Origin of the sequence: Leptolyngbya sp. BC1307, from assembly GCF_002286735.1 — a bacterium.
Classification (GTDB): Bacteria; Cyanobacteriota; Cyanobacteriia; order Phormidesmidales; family Phormidesmidaceae; genus Phormidesmis.
Map to the genome: position 1 here is coordinate 1 of NZ_NRTA01000060.1, position 17,944 is coordinate 17,944.

At 54.4% G+C, this 17,944-nt stretch carries 17 protein-coding genes; 4 read left to right on the forward strand and 13 right to left on the reverse strand.

The genetic code is table 11. From position 1 onward, the window contains the following. Positions 1 to 715: 715 nt before the first annotated feature. Positions 716 to 955, forward strand: a complete 240-nt coding sequence (locus CKL79_RS19820) for a hypothetical protein (protein WP_170944131.1) — start codon at positions 716 to 718, stop codon at positions 953 to 955. Between the two features lie 113 nt (positions 956 to 1,068). Here the strand turns inward: CKL79_RS19820 and CKL79_RS19825 are convergent, their stop codons facing one another. The 5 genes from CKL79_RS19825 to CKL79_RS19845 all read right to left on the reverse strand — a co-directional run bounded on the left by CKL79_RS19825 (position 1,069) and on the right by CKL79_RS19845 (position 6,969). Continuing rightward, entirely contained in the window at positions 1,069 to 2,814 is a 1,746-nt protein-coding gene (locus CKL79_RS19825; RefSeq protein ID WP_121971285.1) for an ABC transporter ATP-binding protein, read from the reverse strand. A 105-nt stretch (positions 2,815 to 2,919) separates the two neighbouring features. Next, positions 2,920 to 4,017 carry an ElyC/SanA/YdcF family protein gene (locus CKL79_RS19830; RefSeq protein ID WP_121971286.1) on the reverse strand — a complete coding sequence of 366 codons (1,098 nt, stop codon included), beginning with the start codon at positions 4,015 to 4,017 and terminating at the stop codon, positions 2,920 to 2,922. Positions 4,018 to 4,334: 317 nt separating this feature from the next. Continuing rightward, on the reverse strand, positions 4,335 to 5,318 hold the full coding sequence (locus CKL79_RS19835) for a DUF1517 domain-containing protein (RefSeq protein WP_121971287.1): 984 nt from the start codon (positions 5,316 to 5,318) through the stop codon (positions 4,335 to 4,337). A gap of 123 nt (positions 5,319 to 5,441) precedes the next feature. Continuing rightward, the gene (thiS, locus tag CKL79_RS19840; protein WP_121971288.1) at positions 5,442 to 5,663 is read right to left on the reverse strand and encodes a sulfur carrier protein ThiS; all 222 of its coding nucleotides are present in this window, start codon (positions 5,661 to 5,663) and stop codon (positions 5,442 to 5,444) included. A 25-nt stretch (positions 5,664 to 5,688) separates the two neighbouring features. Beyond that, the gene (locus CKL79_RS19845) at positions 5,689 to 6,969 is read right to left on the reverse strand and encodes a thiamine phosphate synthase (protein WP_276300982.1); all 1,281 of its coding nucleotides are present in this window, start codon (positions 6,967 to 6,969) and stop codon (positions 5,689 to 5,691) included. A 328-nt stretch (positions 6,970 to 7,297) separates the two neighbouring features. On the opposite strand from CKL79_RS19845, the gene CKL79_RS19850 reads away from it, so the two are divergent. Continuing rightward, the gene (locus CKL79_RS19850) at positions 7,298 to 9,103 is read left to right on the forward strand and encodes a DUF1565 domain-containing protein (RefSeq protein ID WP_170944132.1); all 1,806 of its coding nucleotides are present in this window, start codon (positions 7,298 to 7,300) and stop codon (positions 9,101 to 9,103) included. A gap of 19 nt (positions 9,104 to 9,122) precedes the next feature. Here the strand turns inward: CKL79_RS19850 and CKL79_RS19855 are convergent, their stop codons facing one another. The 5 genes from CKL79_RS19855 to CKL79_RS19875 form a co-directional block, all read right to left on the reverse strand. Further along, positions 9,123 to 10,697 carry a serine/threonine-protein kinase gene (locus tag CKL79_RS19855; protein WP_121971290.1) on the reverse strand — a complete coding sequence of 525 codons (1,575 nt, stop codon included), beginning with the start codon at positions 10,695 to 10,697 and terminating at the stop codon, positions 9,123 to 9,125. Positions 10,698 to 10,710: 13 nt separating this feature from the next. Further along, positions 10,711 to 11,061: a rhodanese-like domain-containing protein gene (locus CKL79_RS19860; protein ID WP_121971291.1), complete on the reverse strand. Its 351-nt coding sequence runs from the start codon at positions 11,059 to 11,061 to the stop codon at positions 10,711 to 10,713. Between the two features lie 24 nt (positions 11,062 to 11,085). Then, positions 11,086 to 11,886, reverse strand: coding sequence for a Uma2 family endonuclease (locus tag CKL79_RS19865; RefSeq protein WP_121971292.1), 801 nt, complete (start codon positions 11,884 to 11,886; stop codon positions 11,086 to 11,088). Positions 11,887 to 11,980: 94 nt separating this feature from the next. Continuing rightward, entirely contained in the window at positions 11,981 to 14,062 is a 2,082-nt protein-coding gene (locus CKL79_RS19870; RefSeq protein ID WP_121971293.1) for a prolyl oligopeptidase family serine peptidase, read from the reverse strand. Positions 14,063 to 14,159: 97 nt separating this feature from the next. Continuing rightward, on the reverse strand, positions 14,160 to 14,582 hold the full coding sequence (locus CKL79_RS19875; RefSeq protein WP_121971294.1) for a tetratricopeptide repeat protein: 423 nt from the start codon (positions 14,580 to 14,582) through the stop codon (positions 14,160 to 14,162). 170 nt (positions 14,583 to 14,752) lie between these two features. Here CKL79_RS19875 and CKL79_RS19880 point away from each other — a divergent pair, with 170 nt between their 5' ends. Next, positions 14,753 to 15,742 (forward strand): alpha/beta fold hydrolase, encoded by a 990-nt coding sequence (locus CKL79_RS19880; protein WP_240518988.1) that lies wholly within the window; start codon positions 14,753 to 14,755, stop codon positions 15,740 to 15,742. Here the strand turns inward: CKL79_RS19880 and CKL79_RS19885 are convergent. Together CKL79_RS19885 and tsaE are read right to left on the reverse strand one after the other, a co-directional pair. Further along, a complete protein-coding gene (locus tag CKL79_RS19885) occupies positions 15,739 to 16,194 on the reverse strand; it encodes an EVE domain-containing protein (protein WP_121971295.1) in 456 nt (151 codons plus the stop codon). The genes CKL79_RS19880 and CKL79_RS19885 overlap by 4 nt on opposite strands. A 26-nt stretch (positions 16,195 to 16,220) precedes the next feature. Further along, on the reverse strand, positions 16,221 to 16,676 hold the full coding sequence (gene tsaE, locus CKL79_RS19890) for a tRNA (adenosine(37)-N6)-threonylcarbamoyltransferase complex ATPase subunit type 1 TsaE (RefSeq protein ID WP_121971296.1): 456 nt from the start codon (positions 16,674 to 16,676) through the stop codon (positions 16,221 to 16,223). A 41-nt stretch (positions 16,677 to 16,717) separates the two neighbouring features. Here tsaE and CKL79_RS19895 point away from each other — a divergent pair, with 41 nt between their 5' ends. After that, positions 16,718 to 17,371, forward strand: a complete 654-nt coding sequence (locus CKL79_RS19895; RefSeq protein ID WP_121971297.1) for a ParA family protein — start codon at positions 16,718 to 16,720, stop codon at positions 17,369 to 17,371. Between the two features lie 146 nt (positions 17,372 to 17,517). Here the strand turns inward: CKL79_RS19895 and CKL79_RS19900 are convergent, their stop codons facing one another. After that, positions 17,518 to 17,730 carry a CDGSH iron-sulfur domain-containing protein gene (locus CKL79_RS19900; protein ID WP_121971298.1) on the reverse strand — a complete coding sequence of 71 codons (213 nt, stop codon included), beginning with the start codon at positions 17,728 to 17,730 and terminating at the stop codon, positions 17,518 to 17,520. Between the last annotated feature and the right edge of the window lie 214 nt (positions 17,731 to 17,944).

Consider the following 17,944-nt stretch of genomic DNA (forward strand, 5'->3'; position numbering starts at 1 on the left):
TACTTCGGCTCTGAGAGCAAAAATAAGGTGTAGAGCGTGCTATCGCACTGGGCTGTAGATGGTTTTGATAGCTCACGCATGGCCTAGCGATCACTCAAAAAGAAGGGGGCTCCTGCCAGCATACAGGCTGGCTACTCTGTCAATGCGTAAGTCCTAATTAAGTAGAAATATGTATATTTAAACTTGAGAACTTAGCTATGCCATACAGCTATAGCCATCCGGCATGAAAAGTGAAAACTTACATGCTCAAGGCCAAATGCCTCAAGCGTAAGCGTTTCAAAAATGACGCAGGATGGCTATAGCTGTTCTGGATTGAGCTGGCTACAGTTAAAGGAAAAGAGAATTCGTTAGATAATTACTGATCAATTAGAAAAAATAAAGGCAAGCTGATATAGCCTCTGGTCTGAACTTCGTCCTATAAGTGTCAGCGCTCTGTAACAATTTATAGGTTGATTCTGAGTGAAAATGCGTTTATTATCGTCTCTACGGCTGCGATCGCGTATCGCAACCCACTCAGAACTCAACATGACTTAGCGCCATCGGCAGGTGTTCGTACCACCTAGCCGACGGCTAACCCCCAGGATTCCGAAGCAATCCCGGACGCTAAGAGTAAATGTACTCTTTAGCCACCCCGATTTGCACGTCATCTCTGCGGGCGGCTAAGGATTCGCGAGTTCTGGGTTTCGACCCCATACCCCCGAAACCCAGAACACTTATGTTTATTCCTTCCTCTCAGGGCGCAGCCGCGTCTACCCCTTCGCCTACCGAAAACTCCACTGCTCAGCCCAAACCCGTGCGCCATATGCTAATCGGCACCGCCCCCGCCGTGCTAGCCACCATCAAGCACCTGCACAACCTCCGCTACGCCGAGCCCACCGACTGGAGCCATCCCATGCCCACCGGTCGCCCGAATGAAGTCATGGCAATATTAACCAAGCGAGTCAGAATCGAATAAATAGTTGAGCAAACCACTCGCAGAGCCCCCCTAGCCCCCAAGTTTGGGGGGGGCCGGACTCAGAGCCCCCAGTATTGGGGGACGGGGGGCCACGCAGCAACCTTTAAAACCTCTTACTGCAACACCTCTTTGAGCTTGTGCTGATTCCACAGTTCTTGATAGAGCCCAGGCTGGCTGACCAGTTCGCTGTGGGTGCCTGCCTGAGCAATGCGACCTTGATCCATTACCAAAATGCGATCGCACGCCGCCGCCGCCGACATCTGATGAGAGACAAGAATCACCGTCTTGCGCCCCGCCTCGCCCGAGAGATTATCCAAAATCCGAGTAGCTGTTTGATTGTCTACACTCGACAGCGCAGCATCTAATACCAAAATCGGCGCATCTACCAGCAGAGCCCGTGAGAGCGCTGAGCGCTGCCGCTGACCGCCCGAAAGGGTAATGCCGCGCTCGCCAACAGTCGTTTTAAACTGCTGCGGAAAGTTGAGAATTTCGCTGTATAGCTGCGCTTCTTTGGCGGCGTGTTCCACTTCCATCTGCTCAGCCATCGGGTCACCGTAGCGAACATTGTTTTTGATGGTGGTGCTAAAGAGAAAGCTGTCTTGGGGGACGAAGGCAATGGCCCCGCGTAAGTCTGTCAGTGCAAGCTGCGTTGTGTCTTGACCATCTAAAAAAAGCTGCCCTGGGTCGATTGCTAAAAGCCTGGGCAGGGCCATCGCCAGCGTCGATTTACCCGATCCAACCGGGCCGACGACTGCCACTGTTTGCCCCGGTTCAATCGTGAAGCTCACCTGGTCTAGCGCCGGGCGATTCGTGCCAGGATAGGTAAAGGTTAGCCCTTTAGCCTGCAAATGGCCGACCGGCTCAGGGAGAGAAATCGCCCTGTGAGCATCGCGAATTTTAGGCTGAGCCGCAAAGATCGCCTCAATCCGATCCAGGCTGACCTCGCCGCGCTGATAGGCCGTAATCGTAAAACCAAGCAAGGCAGTCGGAAAGACCAACTGCTGAATGAAGAGCATAATCGCGACAAAATCACCCGCCGAGAGCTGCCCGGCTATAATTGCCTGCGAGCCAATCGCCAGGGCAATCACCAGGCTCAGGCTGGCAAATCCGCCCAATAGCGGAAACAGGGTATTCCGGGTTTTAGCCAGTGCCAGATTCGCTCTGAGCAGATCGCGGTTGCGACGCCTGAAAGCGCGGCGTTCGTTCTCTTCCTGAGCGTAGATCTTGACTAGAGAAATACCGCCCATGTCCTCCTGGATCAGATCGCTGAGATTGGAGATTTCTTCTTGTACGTCGAGCTGCTGGTTGCGCAGGCGATCGCCAAAAATCGCCACCACCCCAAACATAAACGGGTAGACCGCCAGCGAGAAAAACGCCACACTGCCATTGAGATTGACCATCGCAGGCACAATCATGATGTAGGCAAACAGCGTATTCGCCATACTCAGCACCGCAAACCCCAGCAGCCGCCGAATATTATCGACATCGCTAGTCGCCCGATTGATCAGATCGCCAATAGTATTGCGCCCAAAATAGGCCGGCTCCAACGTCAGCAAATGTTCAAAAATCCGCTGCTTCAGGTCAAACTCAACCTGACGACCCGCCCCAAATAAGCAAATCCGCGACGCCATCCGGATCACCCACATGATGCTAGCTAGCACTAGCACCAGCAGCACGTAGCGCAACACCCGAGTTAGCGTAAAGCTCACCGTCAGCTCATCGACCACATAGCCAATAATCAGCGGAATGGTCACGCCAACGGCATTAACCACCAGCAGTGCTACCAGCCCTAACGTCACCTGCTGCCAATGGGGCCTGAGGTAACTGGCTAACCGAACAAGTTTAGAAGATTGGGCCATGAAAAATAGTGTTGCCAGTGCTACTCATTAGCATAACGCTTGCTCTAGCCAGGCCAATCCTATAATTTCAATCCCCCGTCTTCCTCCTGTCTCCTGTCTTCTGTCCTAAATCTCAATACTAGAATCCCACCCAAAGTTAAAGTTAGGCAACCAACCCCTGAGAAAGTAATACAGCGAGGTCAGCAGCTCATTCCAATAGCGGGTAGTCAGCTGCAAAGCGTCAACACTGGGCAAAATATCTGGCAGCCGTCTGAGCAAACTACCGCCACCTGTCACCGGCGCGGTATAAAAGTCAGTTGGCTTAGCAATCACCTGCAAATCTCGACGCTCAAAGGTGAGTGCCGCCCGTGACATAATAATGGCCGGGGCTACCAGCACGATTCTCGGATCGTTAGAAATGCCTTCGCTTCTGCGCGTGCTGCGAGGCGCAATCACCTGCCGGTCTTGCAAAAGCTTTTCTACGTTGAGGCTGGTGCTGCGCACATCCAGGCCAGTGGTCTGAACCTGGATATCTCCTTCAGAAACGCCGTTGCGCGATAAGATGCCGCGAATGACGTTGCGCTCCTGTTCACCGGCAGGGTCAGCGCCGGCTGTCACTACGACTACTGGCGAGGCTCCCTGAGATCTGGCCCGCTGATAAAGGTTGGCCGCGTAGAGCAATCGGGGCGTTAATGTCGAGTTGACAGAAACATCGTCAGGCCGATCAGCGACCGTGATGGCCTTGCTAATATCCTGGCTGTCGCCCAAGACAACAATGGCAGCGGCCTGGCCCAAATTGCCCTGCCCTGGAATATCAACAGGACAGACCTCGCCGCACAGCTCAGCACGGTCCTGGTAGGCCGTTCTCACCGATCTTTCGGCACCGCTGACCAGCCACTGGGCGGAGAGTGGAATGCTAGAGATGAGGAGGATGGCAAGGGCGATCGCCACCGGGTTGCCTCTAATTCTTTTCACCCCTGTACTCAGCGCCAAGCCCAGCAGCACAATAGCGGCTCCTAGCGGCGTTAAAGGAAAAGACAAAATTCGCCAGATCACGCCGACAGTGCCATCATCCGGCTCAAAAAAAGCCGCTACTAGCAGCAGCAGCAAAATCACGCCGCCAAACCAGGTCAGATACCTTTTCGGAATGACACGCGTGAGGATGTACCAGACCAAGAGCCCCACTGAGGCCCACAACAGTACACGGGTGAGCAGTACTAGCATTTCTGTCTCTCTTATGGCGTTGGCTACTTAGCGCTGTAAATTTCCAGTTAGTGAAACTATTGAGGCCTATAGCGCTAGGTAGCTCGCTAGCGTACGTAGGCGTAGCCTTCTCTGAGAGTATGCATCCGACGCTAGCTATATGGCGTTGGCTACAGCACGCCGAGCGAACAGCAACCGGGTTTATTTAACCACCTTTGTTGAAGAGTTAAGCATATTCAGCCGATTTCATCCATAAAAAAAGCGGAAGCCGGTAAAGGGACTTCCGCTTTTGAAGCTGTCATTAGCGACTAACCAGCTAAATCGCCAGCGCTAGAGACTTAGATCAGCGTCAGGTTAGGATATTCTGCAATCAGTTCGTCGGCGCTCAAGGTTTCGCCCGATACTTGCGGTGTCCAGAGCACTTCTACGGCCATGAGCTGTTCGCTAGAGACCGCGCCAATCTGATTGAGCGCCTGCCGCACATCCGCCTGGGAACTAATCGGGGGCAGCTTGAGCTTGCCCTGGCTGGCCACCAGCACCGTCGCCACAATGTATTCGCCGGGAGCCTCTGCGAGGGCTGATTCGCTGCCGTCACCACCGAGCGCTTTCTTATCTGGGGCTTGAGAAATCTGAGCGTTGACATTGGAGAGAGTTTCGCCAGTGAACTTGCTGCGTTCGGCGATCGCCAGCTGATTAAACGCCTGCTCAGCCCCTGTCAGCCGGGTCTGGTCGGATTCCGCATCGGCGTAGGCCCAGTACTCAGGGTGCCGCAGCAGCGATAGCGTGGTCTCTTGTAATACCTTGGTGAGCCCGGCTGAGCTGCCCGTGTCGGCAGTTTCGGCAATCTGGTTGAGATCGGCCTGCAAGCCGCGAGCTTGCGCCAGTAGACCCACCTGTAGCCGCGCTACGGAGACGGCTGGATTATCGCTATAGGGACTGGTGCCATCGTCACCAACGCCCGCATTGCGAAAGCTGCGAATGAGGAAATTGGCAACGGCGATCGCAATAAAAATGCCAAACAGACCGCCTGCGCCTCCGCCAAAGCCAAAGAACGGCAGCAAAAAGGGAAAGCCAAAGCCGCCGCCGTAGCCGCCGCCGCCGTAGCCGCCGCCATAGCCAGAAGGCCCCCGAGTAGATCTCGGCATTGAACGAGACGGTGCCCGGAAGCTACCGCCACCGATGCGCCCGCCGCCGCGTGCAGCCAGGGCTCCATCTGCCTGAGAAAAGACTAATAGGGCCACTAGGCCAAAGACGAAGCAGGACTTAAATAGGGACTTGAGCCTTGGCTGTAAGGCACGAGCCCAGGGTTTTATTTCAACCATGATTGATTCTTGAAGGGCTTACCGCTAGTAAATTTGTCTGTCTTTACTGTAGCGCTCTTCGCTGAGCCACGGCAGTCAAACGGCCTCTCAAAAGGAAGGGATTGCCGTACATCTGCCTGCTTTTTAGCCGCCACCGACAATCGTCACAATTTCAAGCTGGTCGTCGGGCTGTAGCGTCGTTGAGTCCCACAGGGGCCGAGCCAAAATTTCACCGTTGTACTCAACGGCGACTAGCTTTGGGTTGAGCCCAACCTGAGTCAGAAATTCCGGCAGCTGAGTACCGGGCAGACAGGTTTTGGTTTCACCATTGACTTGCAGCGCTATTGAGCCTGAGGCATTATCCATCGGAATTCATAAAGCGAAGTTGAGGTCAGGCGCGGGGGGCCTGTTGGGTTTGCTGAACGAGCGATCGCGCCACTGCTGCCGGGTCTTCTGCCTGCATCAGCGCTCTTACCACGGCCACCCGAGTTGCGCCCGCTGCCAAAGTCTGCGCAAGATTCTCAGCGTTTAGCCCCCCAATCGTAAACCAGGGCATGGTGGCATGCTGAGCGGCGTAGCGGACATAGTCATCGCCTGAGGCTGCCTTGCCGGGCTTGGTCGGTGTCTCATGCACAGGGCCGACGCCAATATAGTCAGCACCTTCATCCAATGCCCGTTTCAGCTCCGCCGGATTAGTCGTAGAGCGGCCTACTAGCTTGTCAGGCCCCAAAATTTTGCGAGCTGCCGCCATTGGCAAGTCGTGCTGACCGAGATGCACCCCATCGGCCTCTGCCGCTGCGGCAATATCCACCCGGTCATTGACGATAAAAAGTGCGCCATAGCGATGACAGAGCGATCGCATTTGCTGAGCCACCTGCAGCCGTTCCTCATCGTCAGCCGTCTTTTCGCGGTATTGCACAATGGCGATGCCCCCTTTTAGCGCCGCCTCTACCGTACCGAGCAAGTCTGGCACGGGGGAAGTGACCAAATAGGTGCGGGCCTGCATTAGCTGATGATGTCGCGGCTGGGCTAAGCCTGCGCTTTTAGTCTCAATCATTGGATTCATAATTTGGCTGTCTAGAGTATAGAGCTGGTAGCGCATCTGCTTACAGTCAGCGGCCATTTCTGGGCTATATAGCTTGCCGTATTCCTCTAGCACGCGCAGCGCCTCCTGACTGCGGGCAAGGTTGACCTGTAAGACATCGGCTAAGCTGCTGCGGGTGGTCTCTTGCGGGTGAGTTAGCGCCGTTCCCAAATCGCCCGGCGTATCGCGCGCTGCCCGAATATCCGCGCTATGCCAGCGACCTACCGACTGGCGCAAATGCTTGACCTGAGCCGTCATCGCCTGATCGTTTAAGCCAAAGCGACACCATTCTTCAATCACGCGCATCCCTTCTCTGGCCCGATCCAAATTGGCATCTAAAATTCGTAAGAGCGCTTGGTCAGCAGCTATGCCTGGTGCCGTAGCGCCGAAGGGCTGCTCGCTCAAATTTGCTGGCGCGCCGTTAGTAGTTTCGGGCTCAGATAGGGAAGACTTTATATGCAAAAAGTTTGATGGGTCAGCATCTATCAAATCAGCCGCCGAATCAGCCGCGTCTGTCGGCAGGCCAGGCGTAGCACTCGAAGACGGATCAGGCAGGGTCTCAGACAGTGAGGCATTGGGTGGGGTCATAGGTTCGAGTTCTGATTCAAGCAAAAGTTCGAGCACGCGCGGCGCTGCTGGAACTCTGTATCCATCGTAAATAGTCCTTTTTTAGAGCGAATGAAGTTTAACGTGACTGCACCTCATACCGCCTCCAGTAAGATGTCAAAAAACTTGACAATATCAGGTCCGAAGCCGCATATTTCAACTACGACTGTATCAATTTTCCTTAATTTGTCCGAACGAATTGGCGGGTTCTGCGCCGATTGCTTTCAGGGTTCATTCGCTAGGGCGAGGTTACGTGCGTATGCTGGGTAGATGTTCTCGTAGGGCTGCTGCTCTCGCAGTGGGAGCGCTGTTGTTCAGCCCCATCTCTGGGTTCCTGATTGGGTCACTAGCGGGGCCAGCGCTGGCCCAATCAGCCGGGTCACCGCTGTCGCAGCGCCGGGTGGCTGCGGGTGCTAGAGACCCGGCCACCCCCTATCAAACCCTTTACGTTGATCCTGACGGTGGCGATGACACCGCCACCGGGGTACAAAACCAGCCTTTAAGGACGGTAACTCACGCTTTGGCCATAGCCCCGCCGAATACGGTGATTGTGCTAGCGCCTGGCCGCTACACCCAGTCAACCGGAGAAGTTTTTCCGCTACAGCTAAAGCCAGGGGTGACGATTCAGGGGGGCCCCGGATCGCGCGATCGCACCGCCATTATTGAAGGGGGCGGCAATTTTACGAGCCCAACGCGATCGCAGCAAAACGCCACCATCCTCGCCGCTGATCGAGCGGGCATTGCTCAGGTCGCCATTTCCAACCCCGACGGCTACGGCGTCTGGATAGAGTCTGCTAGCCCCACCATTTTAGAAAGTGCCTTTATCGGCAGTCGCCAGACCGGCATCTATGTGGCAAGCGGCTCTCCTCGGATACAGTCCAGCTACTTTTCGGGCAATCAGGTAGCCGGGCTAATCGTCTTTGGTCTGTCGAGTGCCAGCATTCAGAGCAATATCTTTGATGGCACGGGCGATGCCATTCAGGTGATGGAGGGGGCCACGCCTGAAATCATCGGCAACCGCATGACTAACAACGATGCCGCAGTGGTACTCGTTGGCAGCGCTCGCCCCATCCTCCGAGACAATCAAATGACGGGCAATCGTCGCAATGATGTGGTCGAAGTCGCTGCTGGCACTCGCGATATTTCACCTTCGGCTGCTGCCGATGTTGCTGCCGCCAATCCGCCTGAAACGGCGATCGCTGTGGAAGGTCCGCTAATTGCCAGAGCCGAGTCAGCCGCAGTCGATCAGCCCGTTAGCCTGCCAGTTTTACAAACAGGCGCTCAGTCTATTGCTCCACCAGTTGTTGCGATCGCGGCTCAGCCAGTAGTCAGTCGGCCAGTAGTCAGTCGGCCAGTAGTCAGTCAGCCAGTAGTCAGTCAGCTAGTAGTCACTCCAGAGGCGGATCTGCCTTCTGTCGGAGAAGCAGTAGAAGCCGATGCCGCAGAAAATCTACCGCTTGCCGGAGCCCCTGGCTCTGCGCTGCTTGCCATCCGTTCAGGCATTACGACGCCTGCCCCTCAGGCACTCAGCAGCGGCAATGTTGGCTCTGCAATTGTAGCCCCTGCTCCCAGCCCGCCACCTAGCAATGACCCAGAGCCTGCTGCCCGGCCAGACCTATCAGCGCTACGCTCAAGACTGGCTTTGTCCCCTCGCGCGGTGAGTGGCGAAAACGCTAATTCTCCTGTTTTGGGCCCAGATAACCAAGACGCTACACCAGCAGCTGAGCCAGCCCCCGCCATCAGGCCAGCACCGGTTAACAATCTGCCAGAGATTCCTGTGAATAACAACCGTCTGGCTGTGCCCAGTAGCCAGATCCCGATTGGCAGCGGTAGTTCTATAACCGTTTTTTCACCGCCTTCAGGGGGCACGGGCTTATCTTACGCGCCCTCCTCTCGGGCACAGGCGCTGGGTCTGTACTACCGGGTGTTTGTCGAAGCCACTGATCCCTACATACAAGACGATGTCAGAAGTATAGTGGCAGACGCCTTTCGAACTAACTTTGAAGGACGCACCGTGATGCAGGTAGGGGCGTTTTTGACGGAAGTAGAGGCAGAAGACCGGCGACAACTGCTGGAAGATTACAACTTTGATGCTCGGGTAGAGTACTTACCTTAGTGGTCAATGATTGATGGTGTTAGAAGACTAGATCAACGTCAAGCAATTTGAGATTCACGACAAATAGAGACGGTGACCTGGCGGGCGAAGTCTCCTTGGCGCGTAAGTCTGGGTTGCTGGCTAACAAAAGTTCGTGATTGCTTAGGGGTGCGATTGCGCTAATCATCGGCAGTCCCTCAATCAGGCTGACGGGCTCAGCAGATCGGTCAAGCAACAGCATGTTGTGTGAATCAGCAACGGCATAGCCCCAAGAGAGCGCGCTTACCTGCTCACAGCGAATGGGTAGCCGTAACTGTTGAATTCGGAAAGGTTTGAGCATGATTAGGAGAGCTGTAGCGGCAGCCTGAGAAGGGGCTGTTAGCGCTATGAGCTGATAGGGCACAGGCGTCATGGCCATCTTTAAAATGGGTAGATTGACCGATAGCTGACCGATAGACTGCCCGTGACGGGTGAAGCACTCTAGCTGAGTGTGAGCGGGGAAAGTCTGCACATGTAGGCAATGCCGAGAGTCAATCGCCAGCACCTGAACCGGTGGCGGCGGTTGCTGTGGCAGCGCGAAAAACCAGCGCCCGTTAGGATCGACCGCTGTCCGGCAGGCTTGGTCGAATTGGGCTACGGGTATCAACTGCCGCTGATGCGTGAGCATATGCAGAGATTTAGCGGTAACGATGCAGCAGCCTTGAGGAATAGCCAGCAGGGTTTCAATCGGTTCGGTGATGCTCTCTACAGGAATAGGCGTGAGCGGCTGAGACAGCTTAACCGCAGGAACTTTGAGCGCAGGAACTGAAGATTGAGCTGAGATGAATACGGCTGATAGCTGCTGCAAGGCGGTGAGCATGGCGGCGGCACTGGTAAACCGCTGATCGGGTTGCTTATGTAGAGCGGTGGTTAGGAGCTTTTGGGCTGAGTGAGTGAGCTGAGCGGGAAGAGGGATAGGTTGAGTCTGATGGGCTTGGCGTAGCGTATCAGGATTGCCTGAGAAGGGGCGATCGCCCAACAGCATTTCATAGAGCATCACCCCCACAGAATAGAGATCGGTGGCATAGGACGATTCACCCTCAAAGCGCTCAGGCGCAGCATAGGTAGGAGAACCAATTTCCTGACGGGAGCGATTGGGCCGCTCAGCGAAGCAGGCACTGCCAAAGTCTCCGATTTTAGCGGTGAGTCTGGTGAGTGAATAGGTGAGGAGAATATTTTCTGGCTTGAGATCGCCGTGGATAATTCCTTGCTGGTGAATGTGGCTGAGTCCTTTGAGGATGTCGCCAATCAGCGCTTTGGTTTCGCTGAGCGGGATAGGGGCGGCGGTGTCGAGGTGCGATCGCAACGTACCGCCCTCGCAATATTCCAAAATGAGCTGATAGCCAGATGGGGTAGAGGCAGCCGCCTGGCAGTTCATCACGTTCGGATGGTTAAGCTGGCAGAGCATAGACGGCTCTTGAGCCTGTTGTGCTGAGCGATGGCGGATTTGCTTAATAGCCACCATTTGGCCCGTTTGGCGATGAATCGCGCAGTCAACCCGAGCAAACTGTCCCTGTCCTACCAGGCCGAGCAAGCGATAGTCTGCGCTAAGGTCAACCTTTCTACCTTCTGCCATGTAGTCTCAACGGTTAGTAGAGCGGCACCGCTCGGTCGATTTTGCGGCTGTAGGCATCAATTCCGCCTGACAGGTTTTTAACATCGGTAAACCCTTGCTCTATCAACCACTGGCACATCTGGGCTGAGCGCATACCTAAGTGACACATGACAATCGTCTCAGCCTTCGGGTCGAACTGGGTAGCGATCGCCCCTGACCATTCACCAAACTGACTCAGCGGCAAATTGATAAAAGCGGGCAGGCTAGCAATCTCCAACTCATGCGGCTCGCGTACGTCAATGAGCTGCACGTCTTCTGGATCAGTGGCTAACCGCTGGGCCAATGTCTCTACGTCGGTCTCTGCGATGGCTGGGTAAGCTGGCATATCTTTATTGATAATTGAACGGAATCAGTTTTCGAGCTGCGGCTGCACGTCTTCTACAGATAACGATAGAGTATCGGCGATTTGTTCAGCGCTGAGTCCGAGTTCGGTGAGCTTAGCGATCGCACTTTGCTGCACCTGCTCAGCCTTTTGCCTTTCCTGCTTGATTAACTCCTCTCCCCAAAGCAGCATCTGCTTATCAGCGTCCCACCAGCGCAACCACCAGCCGGAACGATTCTGGTGAGCACCTTCCCACGCGCCTAAGAATAGATTAGCCTCGGCCAACCAGTATAGGCCGTCCTGGTCAGGCACTTGTGGCTGATAGACACCTTTTTCTGAAAGCTGATAAGGCTCAATTGTCCCGGTCTTGTGATAAAAAACAACGTAGTTGGGTACTTTTAGAACGCGCTCGTAATAGAACCATTTACCGAGCGGATGAATTGGCCTGATTGAGTACTCCTGGGTACCTTCCGCCTCTAAGATGAACTCCATGATGACGAGGGGCAAGTCTCCTTCTAGAACAGGAGTATAGCCGCGCTCGATCTCTGTTTTAGGAACCGAAATTGCTGGAATCCAAGACCAGTCTGGCGCTTTCACTACCGTCTTACCATCAACTTTGGCGCCAATGCCGTAGTTAGTTGTCGTAGCAGAGGTTTCCGATAGGTAACCTGCAAAAAATAAGCTGTCAGTCAGCGCCGCCGCTAAAGCCGGTTGATTGATATTGTCCACAGGATCGTCTGGTAAAACGAAGTCTTCAGGCAGCTTTTCCCATACGATTTCTGGTTTGCCAGCGAGCTGAGCTTTTGGACGGGTCGGGGTAGCGACCATGGGTTGAGCCAGAACGGACAACAGATATTCTTGCGATTGTAGATCTATCTTTCAAGCGGTGCAATTCGTGCGACTTTAATCACACATAGAGGCATCAATCCATATCTACGTCTAGCTCGTGGGCTAAGAACGCCCATTTGTCGGTGGCTTCTTCAATCTGTTTGGTGGTGGGTTTGCCTGCGCCGTGGCCTGCTTTGGTTTCGATGCGGATGAGCACCGGATTTTCGCCCTGGTGAGCGGCTTGCAGGGCAGCAGCAAATTTGAAGCTGTGGGCAGGGACGACGCGATCATCGTGGTCGGCGGTGGTGATCATGGTTGGCGGGTAGGCGGTGCCGGGCTTGAGGCGGTGCAGTGGCGAGTAGGCGTAGAGGGCTTTGAATTCGTCTTCGTTTTGTGGCGAACCATAGTCAGATTCCCAGGCCCAGCCGATGGTGAACTGATTGAAGCGCAGCATATCCATCACGCCGACGGCGGGCAGGGCTGCGCCGAAGAGATCGGGGCGCTGGGTGATGCAGGCACCGACAAGGAGGCCACCGTTGCTGCCGCCAGCGATCGCTAATTTCTCTGACTTTGTATACCCCTCCCCAATCAACCACTCAGCCGCGCTAATGAAGTCATCGAATACCGTTTGCTTGTTGGTTTTAATCCCGGCCTCATGCCAAGCCTCACCATATTCTCCGCCGCCGCGCAGATTGGCGACTGCATATACCCCGCCCTGCTCCAGCCAAACCAGATTGCTAACTGAAAAACTAGGAGAAAGAGAGATGCTAAACCCACCGTAGCCATAGAGCAGCACTGGGTTTTCGCCATTGAGTTCTAGTCCCTTTTTAGCGGTGATGAACATCGGGATTTCAGTGCCGTCTTTGCTTGGGTAAAAGACTTGCTGAGTCTCGTAGGCATCAGGGTCGAAGGGGATAGACGGTTCGCGAAAGAGCGTGCTTTCGCCCGTCGTGAAGTCGTAGCGGTAGATGCGGTTAGGGACAGTGAAGCTGGTGAAGCTGTAGAAGGTTTCGGTGTCGGTGCGATCGCCATCAAATCCACCGGCTGAGCCAATACCAGGAAGCTCGACATTGCGGATAAAAGCACCCGTGAGATCGAAGATCTTGATCTGGGTGTAGGCATCTTTCAAGTAGTCTGCAACAAACTGGTTGTTGAGCACGCCGACCGACTCTAAAGTCTCCTCTGCTTCGGGGATAAGTGTTTCCCAATTATCCCGGTCGGGGTTAGCAATGTCGATGGCAATTACTTTACCTTTAGGCGCAGCCAGATCGGTCTGAATCCAAAAGGTGGTGCCGTCATTGTCAATCACGCTGTACTGAGCTTCAAACTCTGAAATCAGTTCAACAACTTCGCTATCAGGATCTTGCAGGTCTTTGTAAAAGAGCAAGTTTTTGGGCGCGGTCCCTAGCCATACAGAAATAATCAGGTAGCGACCATCTTCAGTGACGCCGCCACTAAATCCCCAGTCGGGCTGGTCGGGGCGCTCGTAAATAAGCTTATCTTCAGCTTGAGGCGTACCGAGAGCGTGATAGTAGAGCTTCTGGTAGCGATTGACATCTTCTAGCTGAGTGTCGGGCTCGGGTTCGTCGTAGCGGCTGTAGAAAAAACCTTTGTGATCGTGAGTCCAAGATGCACCAGAAAATTTTACCCACTGCACATGGTCGTCAGTATCTTCGCCAGTGGCAATATCGCGCACTTTCCACTCCATCCAGTCAGACCCAGCGGTGGAGAGGCCGTAGGCCAGATACTGAGCGTTTTCGCTAATGGCGATGCCGGAGAGGGCGACGGTGCCATCTTCTGAAAGGATATTAGGGTCAAGCAGAACGGTGGGCTCTGCATCCAAGCTAGGAAGGGTGTAGAGCACAGACTGGTTTTGCAGGCCGTCGTTTTTGGAGTAGAAGTAACGAACCGGTTGGTCGGTGCTGTTGCGATCGCCCTGCTTAAACGGAAGGCTATATCGCTCATAGTTCCACAGCTCCGTCAGGCGAGCATTTAGGCGATCGCGGCCCGGCAGCTCGTTCAAATAGCCAAACGAAACTTTGTTCTGAGCCTCTACCCAGGCGGCAGTCTCATCTGAGTTGGGGTCTTCAAGCCAGCGGTACGGATCGGCGACTTCGATACCGTGGTAAGTGTCAGTCTGGTCGGCTTTGCGGGTAGCGGGGTAGTTAAGCGGCATGGCAGAAGAGGAGGGGAAACAGGGAAAGGGGGCAAGAGGGAAAGGGCAAGAGGGCGCAGAACCCAACACTCAACAGGATAATCGAAGCTAGAGCTGGCTAATCGATAGACTTGAGTACTTCTAGCTCTTGTTTGATGCGGTCGATACCTGCTTTGGTGTCTTGCTGGTCGTAAGCTGCGCTTGCCTTCAGGAGACTGCGGACAGCTTTATTATTATCGCCAATGTTGGCGTAGGCCAGGCCCATATTGTGCCAGGCTTCGGCGCAGCCAGGCTCTTGCTCAACTACCTGAGTGAACTGTTCAATCGCACCGCGATAGTCGCCAGCTTTACAAGTGCCGACTGCGCCTACGAAAATAGCTAGAGTCGCGGACGCCAGTGGGGTGGAGGGCTGATCGATAGCGGCGTTGGGGAAAGGAGCCTGGCTGATAGGCTGGCGGTAGGCGTTGACCATAGAGCCAATAGAAAATCCGGCGATGCCGAGAATCACCACGGCCCAGATTATGAAGTTAGGAGTTTCCATATCTTTTAGATTTTATAGTTTGAAGCAGCACCGCCAAAGCGAAGCGATCAGGTTGCTGACTGTAGCCTACCGTTTGGTCTGGCCACTGGGAATGGGCCGGGGCGATCGCGCCCTGGCAAAAGTCAGCCAAGCCAGCCAAGCTCAGCCGACATTCTTTTAGACAATTCCGTATGATAGAAGACGTATTCTCACCAGACGCCAGGATGACCGCCCAACTGACCACCCCGCCCGCAGCGCCTCAACCCACCGATGGCCAGGCAGCGGCCAGCTACACCGGCGAAAAGCTCATTTGGGACTGGCGCGGCTACGACATTAAATACGTGGTGGCAGGCGAAGGTCAGCCGATTGTGCTGCTGCATGGGTTTGGCGCTTCGATTGGTCACTGGCGTAAAAATATTCCGGTGCTGGCAGCGGCAGGCTACCGGGTCTATGCAATCGATCTGCTGGGCTTTGGCGATTCGGACAAGCCCGCGCTGGACTACAGTTTGGACTTTTGGGTAAAGCTACTGCACGACTTTTGGCTGGCGAAAGTGCGATCGCCCGCTATCTTTATCGGCAATTCTATCGGGGCATTAATGGCGCTAATGACGCTGGCCAACTACCCTGAAACCGCCGCTGGTGGTGTATTGCTCAACTGCGCTGGTAGCCTCAACCACCGCCCTGAAGATCTGCCCGGCTCACTGCGGGTAGTGATGGGCGCTTTTAGCAAACTGGTCAGCAATCGCTTCACCGGGCCATTTTTATTCAACCGGGTGCGAACCAAAGGTCGGATTCGAGGTTCGCTTAAGCAGGTGTATGGCAACCGTCAGGCGATTACTCCCGAGCTGGTCGATATTTTACACGGTCCTGCCTGTCAGCCCGGTGCGCAGCAGGTGTTTGCCTCTGTATTGTCCGCGCCGCCCGGCCCCCGTCCGACTGAGCTATTGCCTCAAGTCAACCAGCCACTGCTGGTGCTCTGGGGTGAAAAAGATCCCTGGACGCCGATTCAAGCGGCTGGGATTTATCAAGACCTGGCGGCTGACTCTGAGCGGGCCGTAGACTTTCACGCCATTCCTGACACGGGCCACTGCCCTCACGATGAGCGGCCTGAGATTGTTAATTCGCTGATTTTGTCCTGGCTGAAGAAATCCGTGCCGATGCAGCCCTCTACTGAGCGCTAAGACTCCGCCATCTGAAGGATTCTTTGGGCGATCGCCGCCTCCACTGGCATCACCGACAGCCGATTACCGCGCTTCACCAGCAGCAGCTCCTCTGGGCCAAAGGTCTCTTTAAGCTGATCTAGCGAAATGTAGTGATCAAACATGCGGTCATATGCGACGGTGACCGTGTGCCAGCGCGGATCTTCGGGAGTAGATTTAGGATCGTAATATTTGTGGCCCACCTCAAACTGAGTCGGGTCTACGACATTGGCCTCGTAAATAGTCATTAGCCCAGCAATCCCTGGCGGCTTGGTATTGGAGTGATAAAAAAAGGCAATATCGCCTACCGCCATTGATTTGAGAAAGTTTCGCGCCTGATAGTTCCGTACCCCGTCCCAGATCTCGGTGCGATCGCGCGCCAAATTCTCAATGCCATAGACATCCGGTTCAGATTTCATCAGCCAGTAGTTCATGTTTCGTTTTGCTCCGTACCTGAAGCTTAAACCGCGTCTAGTGTCTGTGGAAATGTCAGCCTGGCTTGCCTACCCTCACCGGGTAAGTAGCGCAAAGCTAGTTCCACAGGAGCCGGTGGCAGATAAGTCAGCCGCTCCGCCCACTCAATAGCCACGATACCCGGCTCTACCTCCACACCTTCCCAGTAGGTTTCCAAATACAGAGCCTCAGCTTCTGCTGCTGAAAGACGATACAAATCGATGTGATAGAGCGGCAGTCTACCGCCGGTGTATTCATTAATCAGGGTAAACGTCGGGCTATCAATCTCAGCAATTCCCAGTCCAGCGCCTAACCCCTGTACCAGCGTTGTCTTCCCGCTGCCCAAGTCGCCCTTTAAAAGCAGCACACTGCCCGCCGGTAGCTGCTCACCGAGCGCATAGCCCAAGGCTTGAGTGGCTTGCGCGTTTGGCAGGTCAATTACTCGCTCGGTCAGTTGCCTCATAGGGTTTGTGCTATCTGTATATCTACACTATCGTCTAAACCATGATCATCACCGTTGCCAGCTTTAAAGGCGGCGTCGGTAAAACGACGACTGCCATCCACCTTGCGGCCTTTTTACAAGGGCAGGCCGAAACGCTGCTGGTAGATGCTGATCCTAACCGGTCGGCTTTAAGCTGGGCCAGCCGGGGAGAGCTGCCCTTTCAAGTGATGGACGAGTGGGATGCCGGACAAAATATCAATCCTAATAGCAACGTCGTCATCGACACTCAGGCGCGGCCTACGCCAGAGGATCTTTCCGCCCTGTCCGAAACCTGCGACTTACTGGTACTGCCCACCACCCCAGATATTCTTGCGCTCGATGCGCTGGTGCTCACCATTGAATACCTCAAAGCGATTAGCACCAGCCACTACCGAATTTTAATCACCTCGATTCCGCCCAAGCCCAGTAGAGCTGGAGAAGAGGTCAAAGCGCTCCTGCAAGAAGCTAACCTACCCGTCTTTGATCAAGGTGTCCGGCGGTTTGCCGCCTTTCAAAAGGCAGCGCTAAAGGGGGTCCCGGTTTATTCAGTCAAAGACCCTCGCGCTGAAGCTGGCTGGCAAGACTATGAAAAGGTCGGTGAGGAGATTTTGTCAATTATGGCAGCGCGAGCACTGACGGTAGACGCTGAAGAACTAGAAGAACAAGACTTTTTCTGAGACTTACTAAAAGATGCAAATAGCCGTTGAAGACCTCACCAATAACGATTCAATCAGAACGATTTGCTAGCGCCCCTTGCCTGTCATGGAGCCAAAGACAGCTAGGGAAAGACAGCTAGGGGCAGTGGCGTGTCGGGGTCGTGAGTTTAGTCTTGCGGGGCACGGACGACTGATTCAAACTCTATTTTGCGGTGAGTGCCGTTGCAAAAGGGCTGAGTTGTGGATGCGCCACAGCGACACAGAGCGACTGATTCTTTATCAATCGTGAAATCGTTGCCTTCTGCGTCTGTCAAAGTAAAGGGGCCTTTAACTAAGTAAGGGCCGCTGTCTTTGATCGTGATCTGAGTGCTGTCAGCCATTGATTCCTCTTAAGTAATGCTGGCGGTAGTAATGCTGGCGATTTGATTTATAGTTTGCAAAACCGCCTAGATATTAACATGTACAGCTATTGCGTCAGTATTAGTAGGTAGTTATTACAGCAATTCTCATTATGAGGTTAGCTAGTGTCAGCAGGCACTTTAAGCTCAAGCCCTCCGAGCATGAAGGTCAGTAGATGATCCCAACTATCAAAGC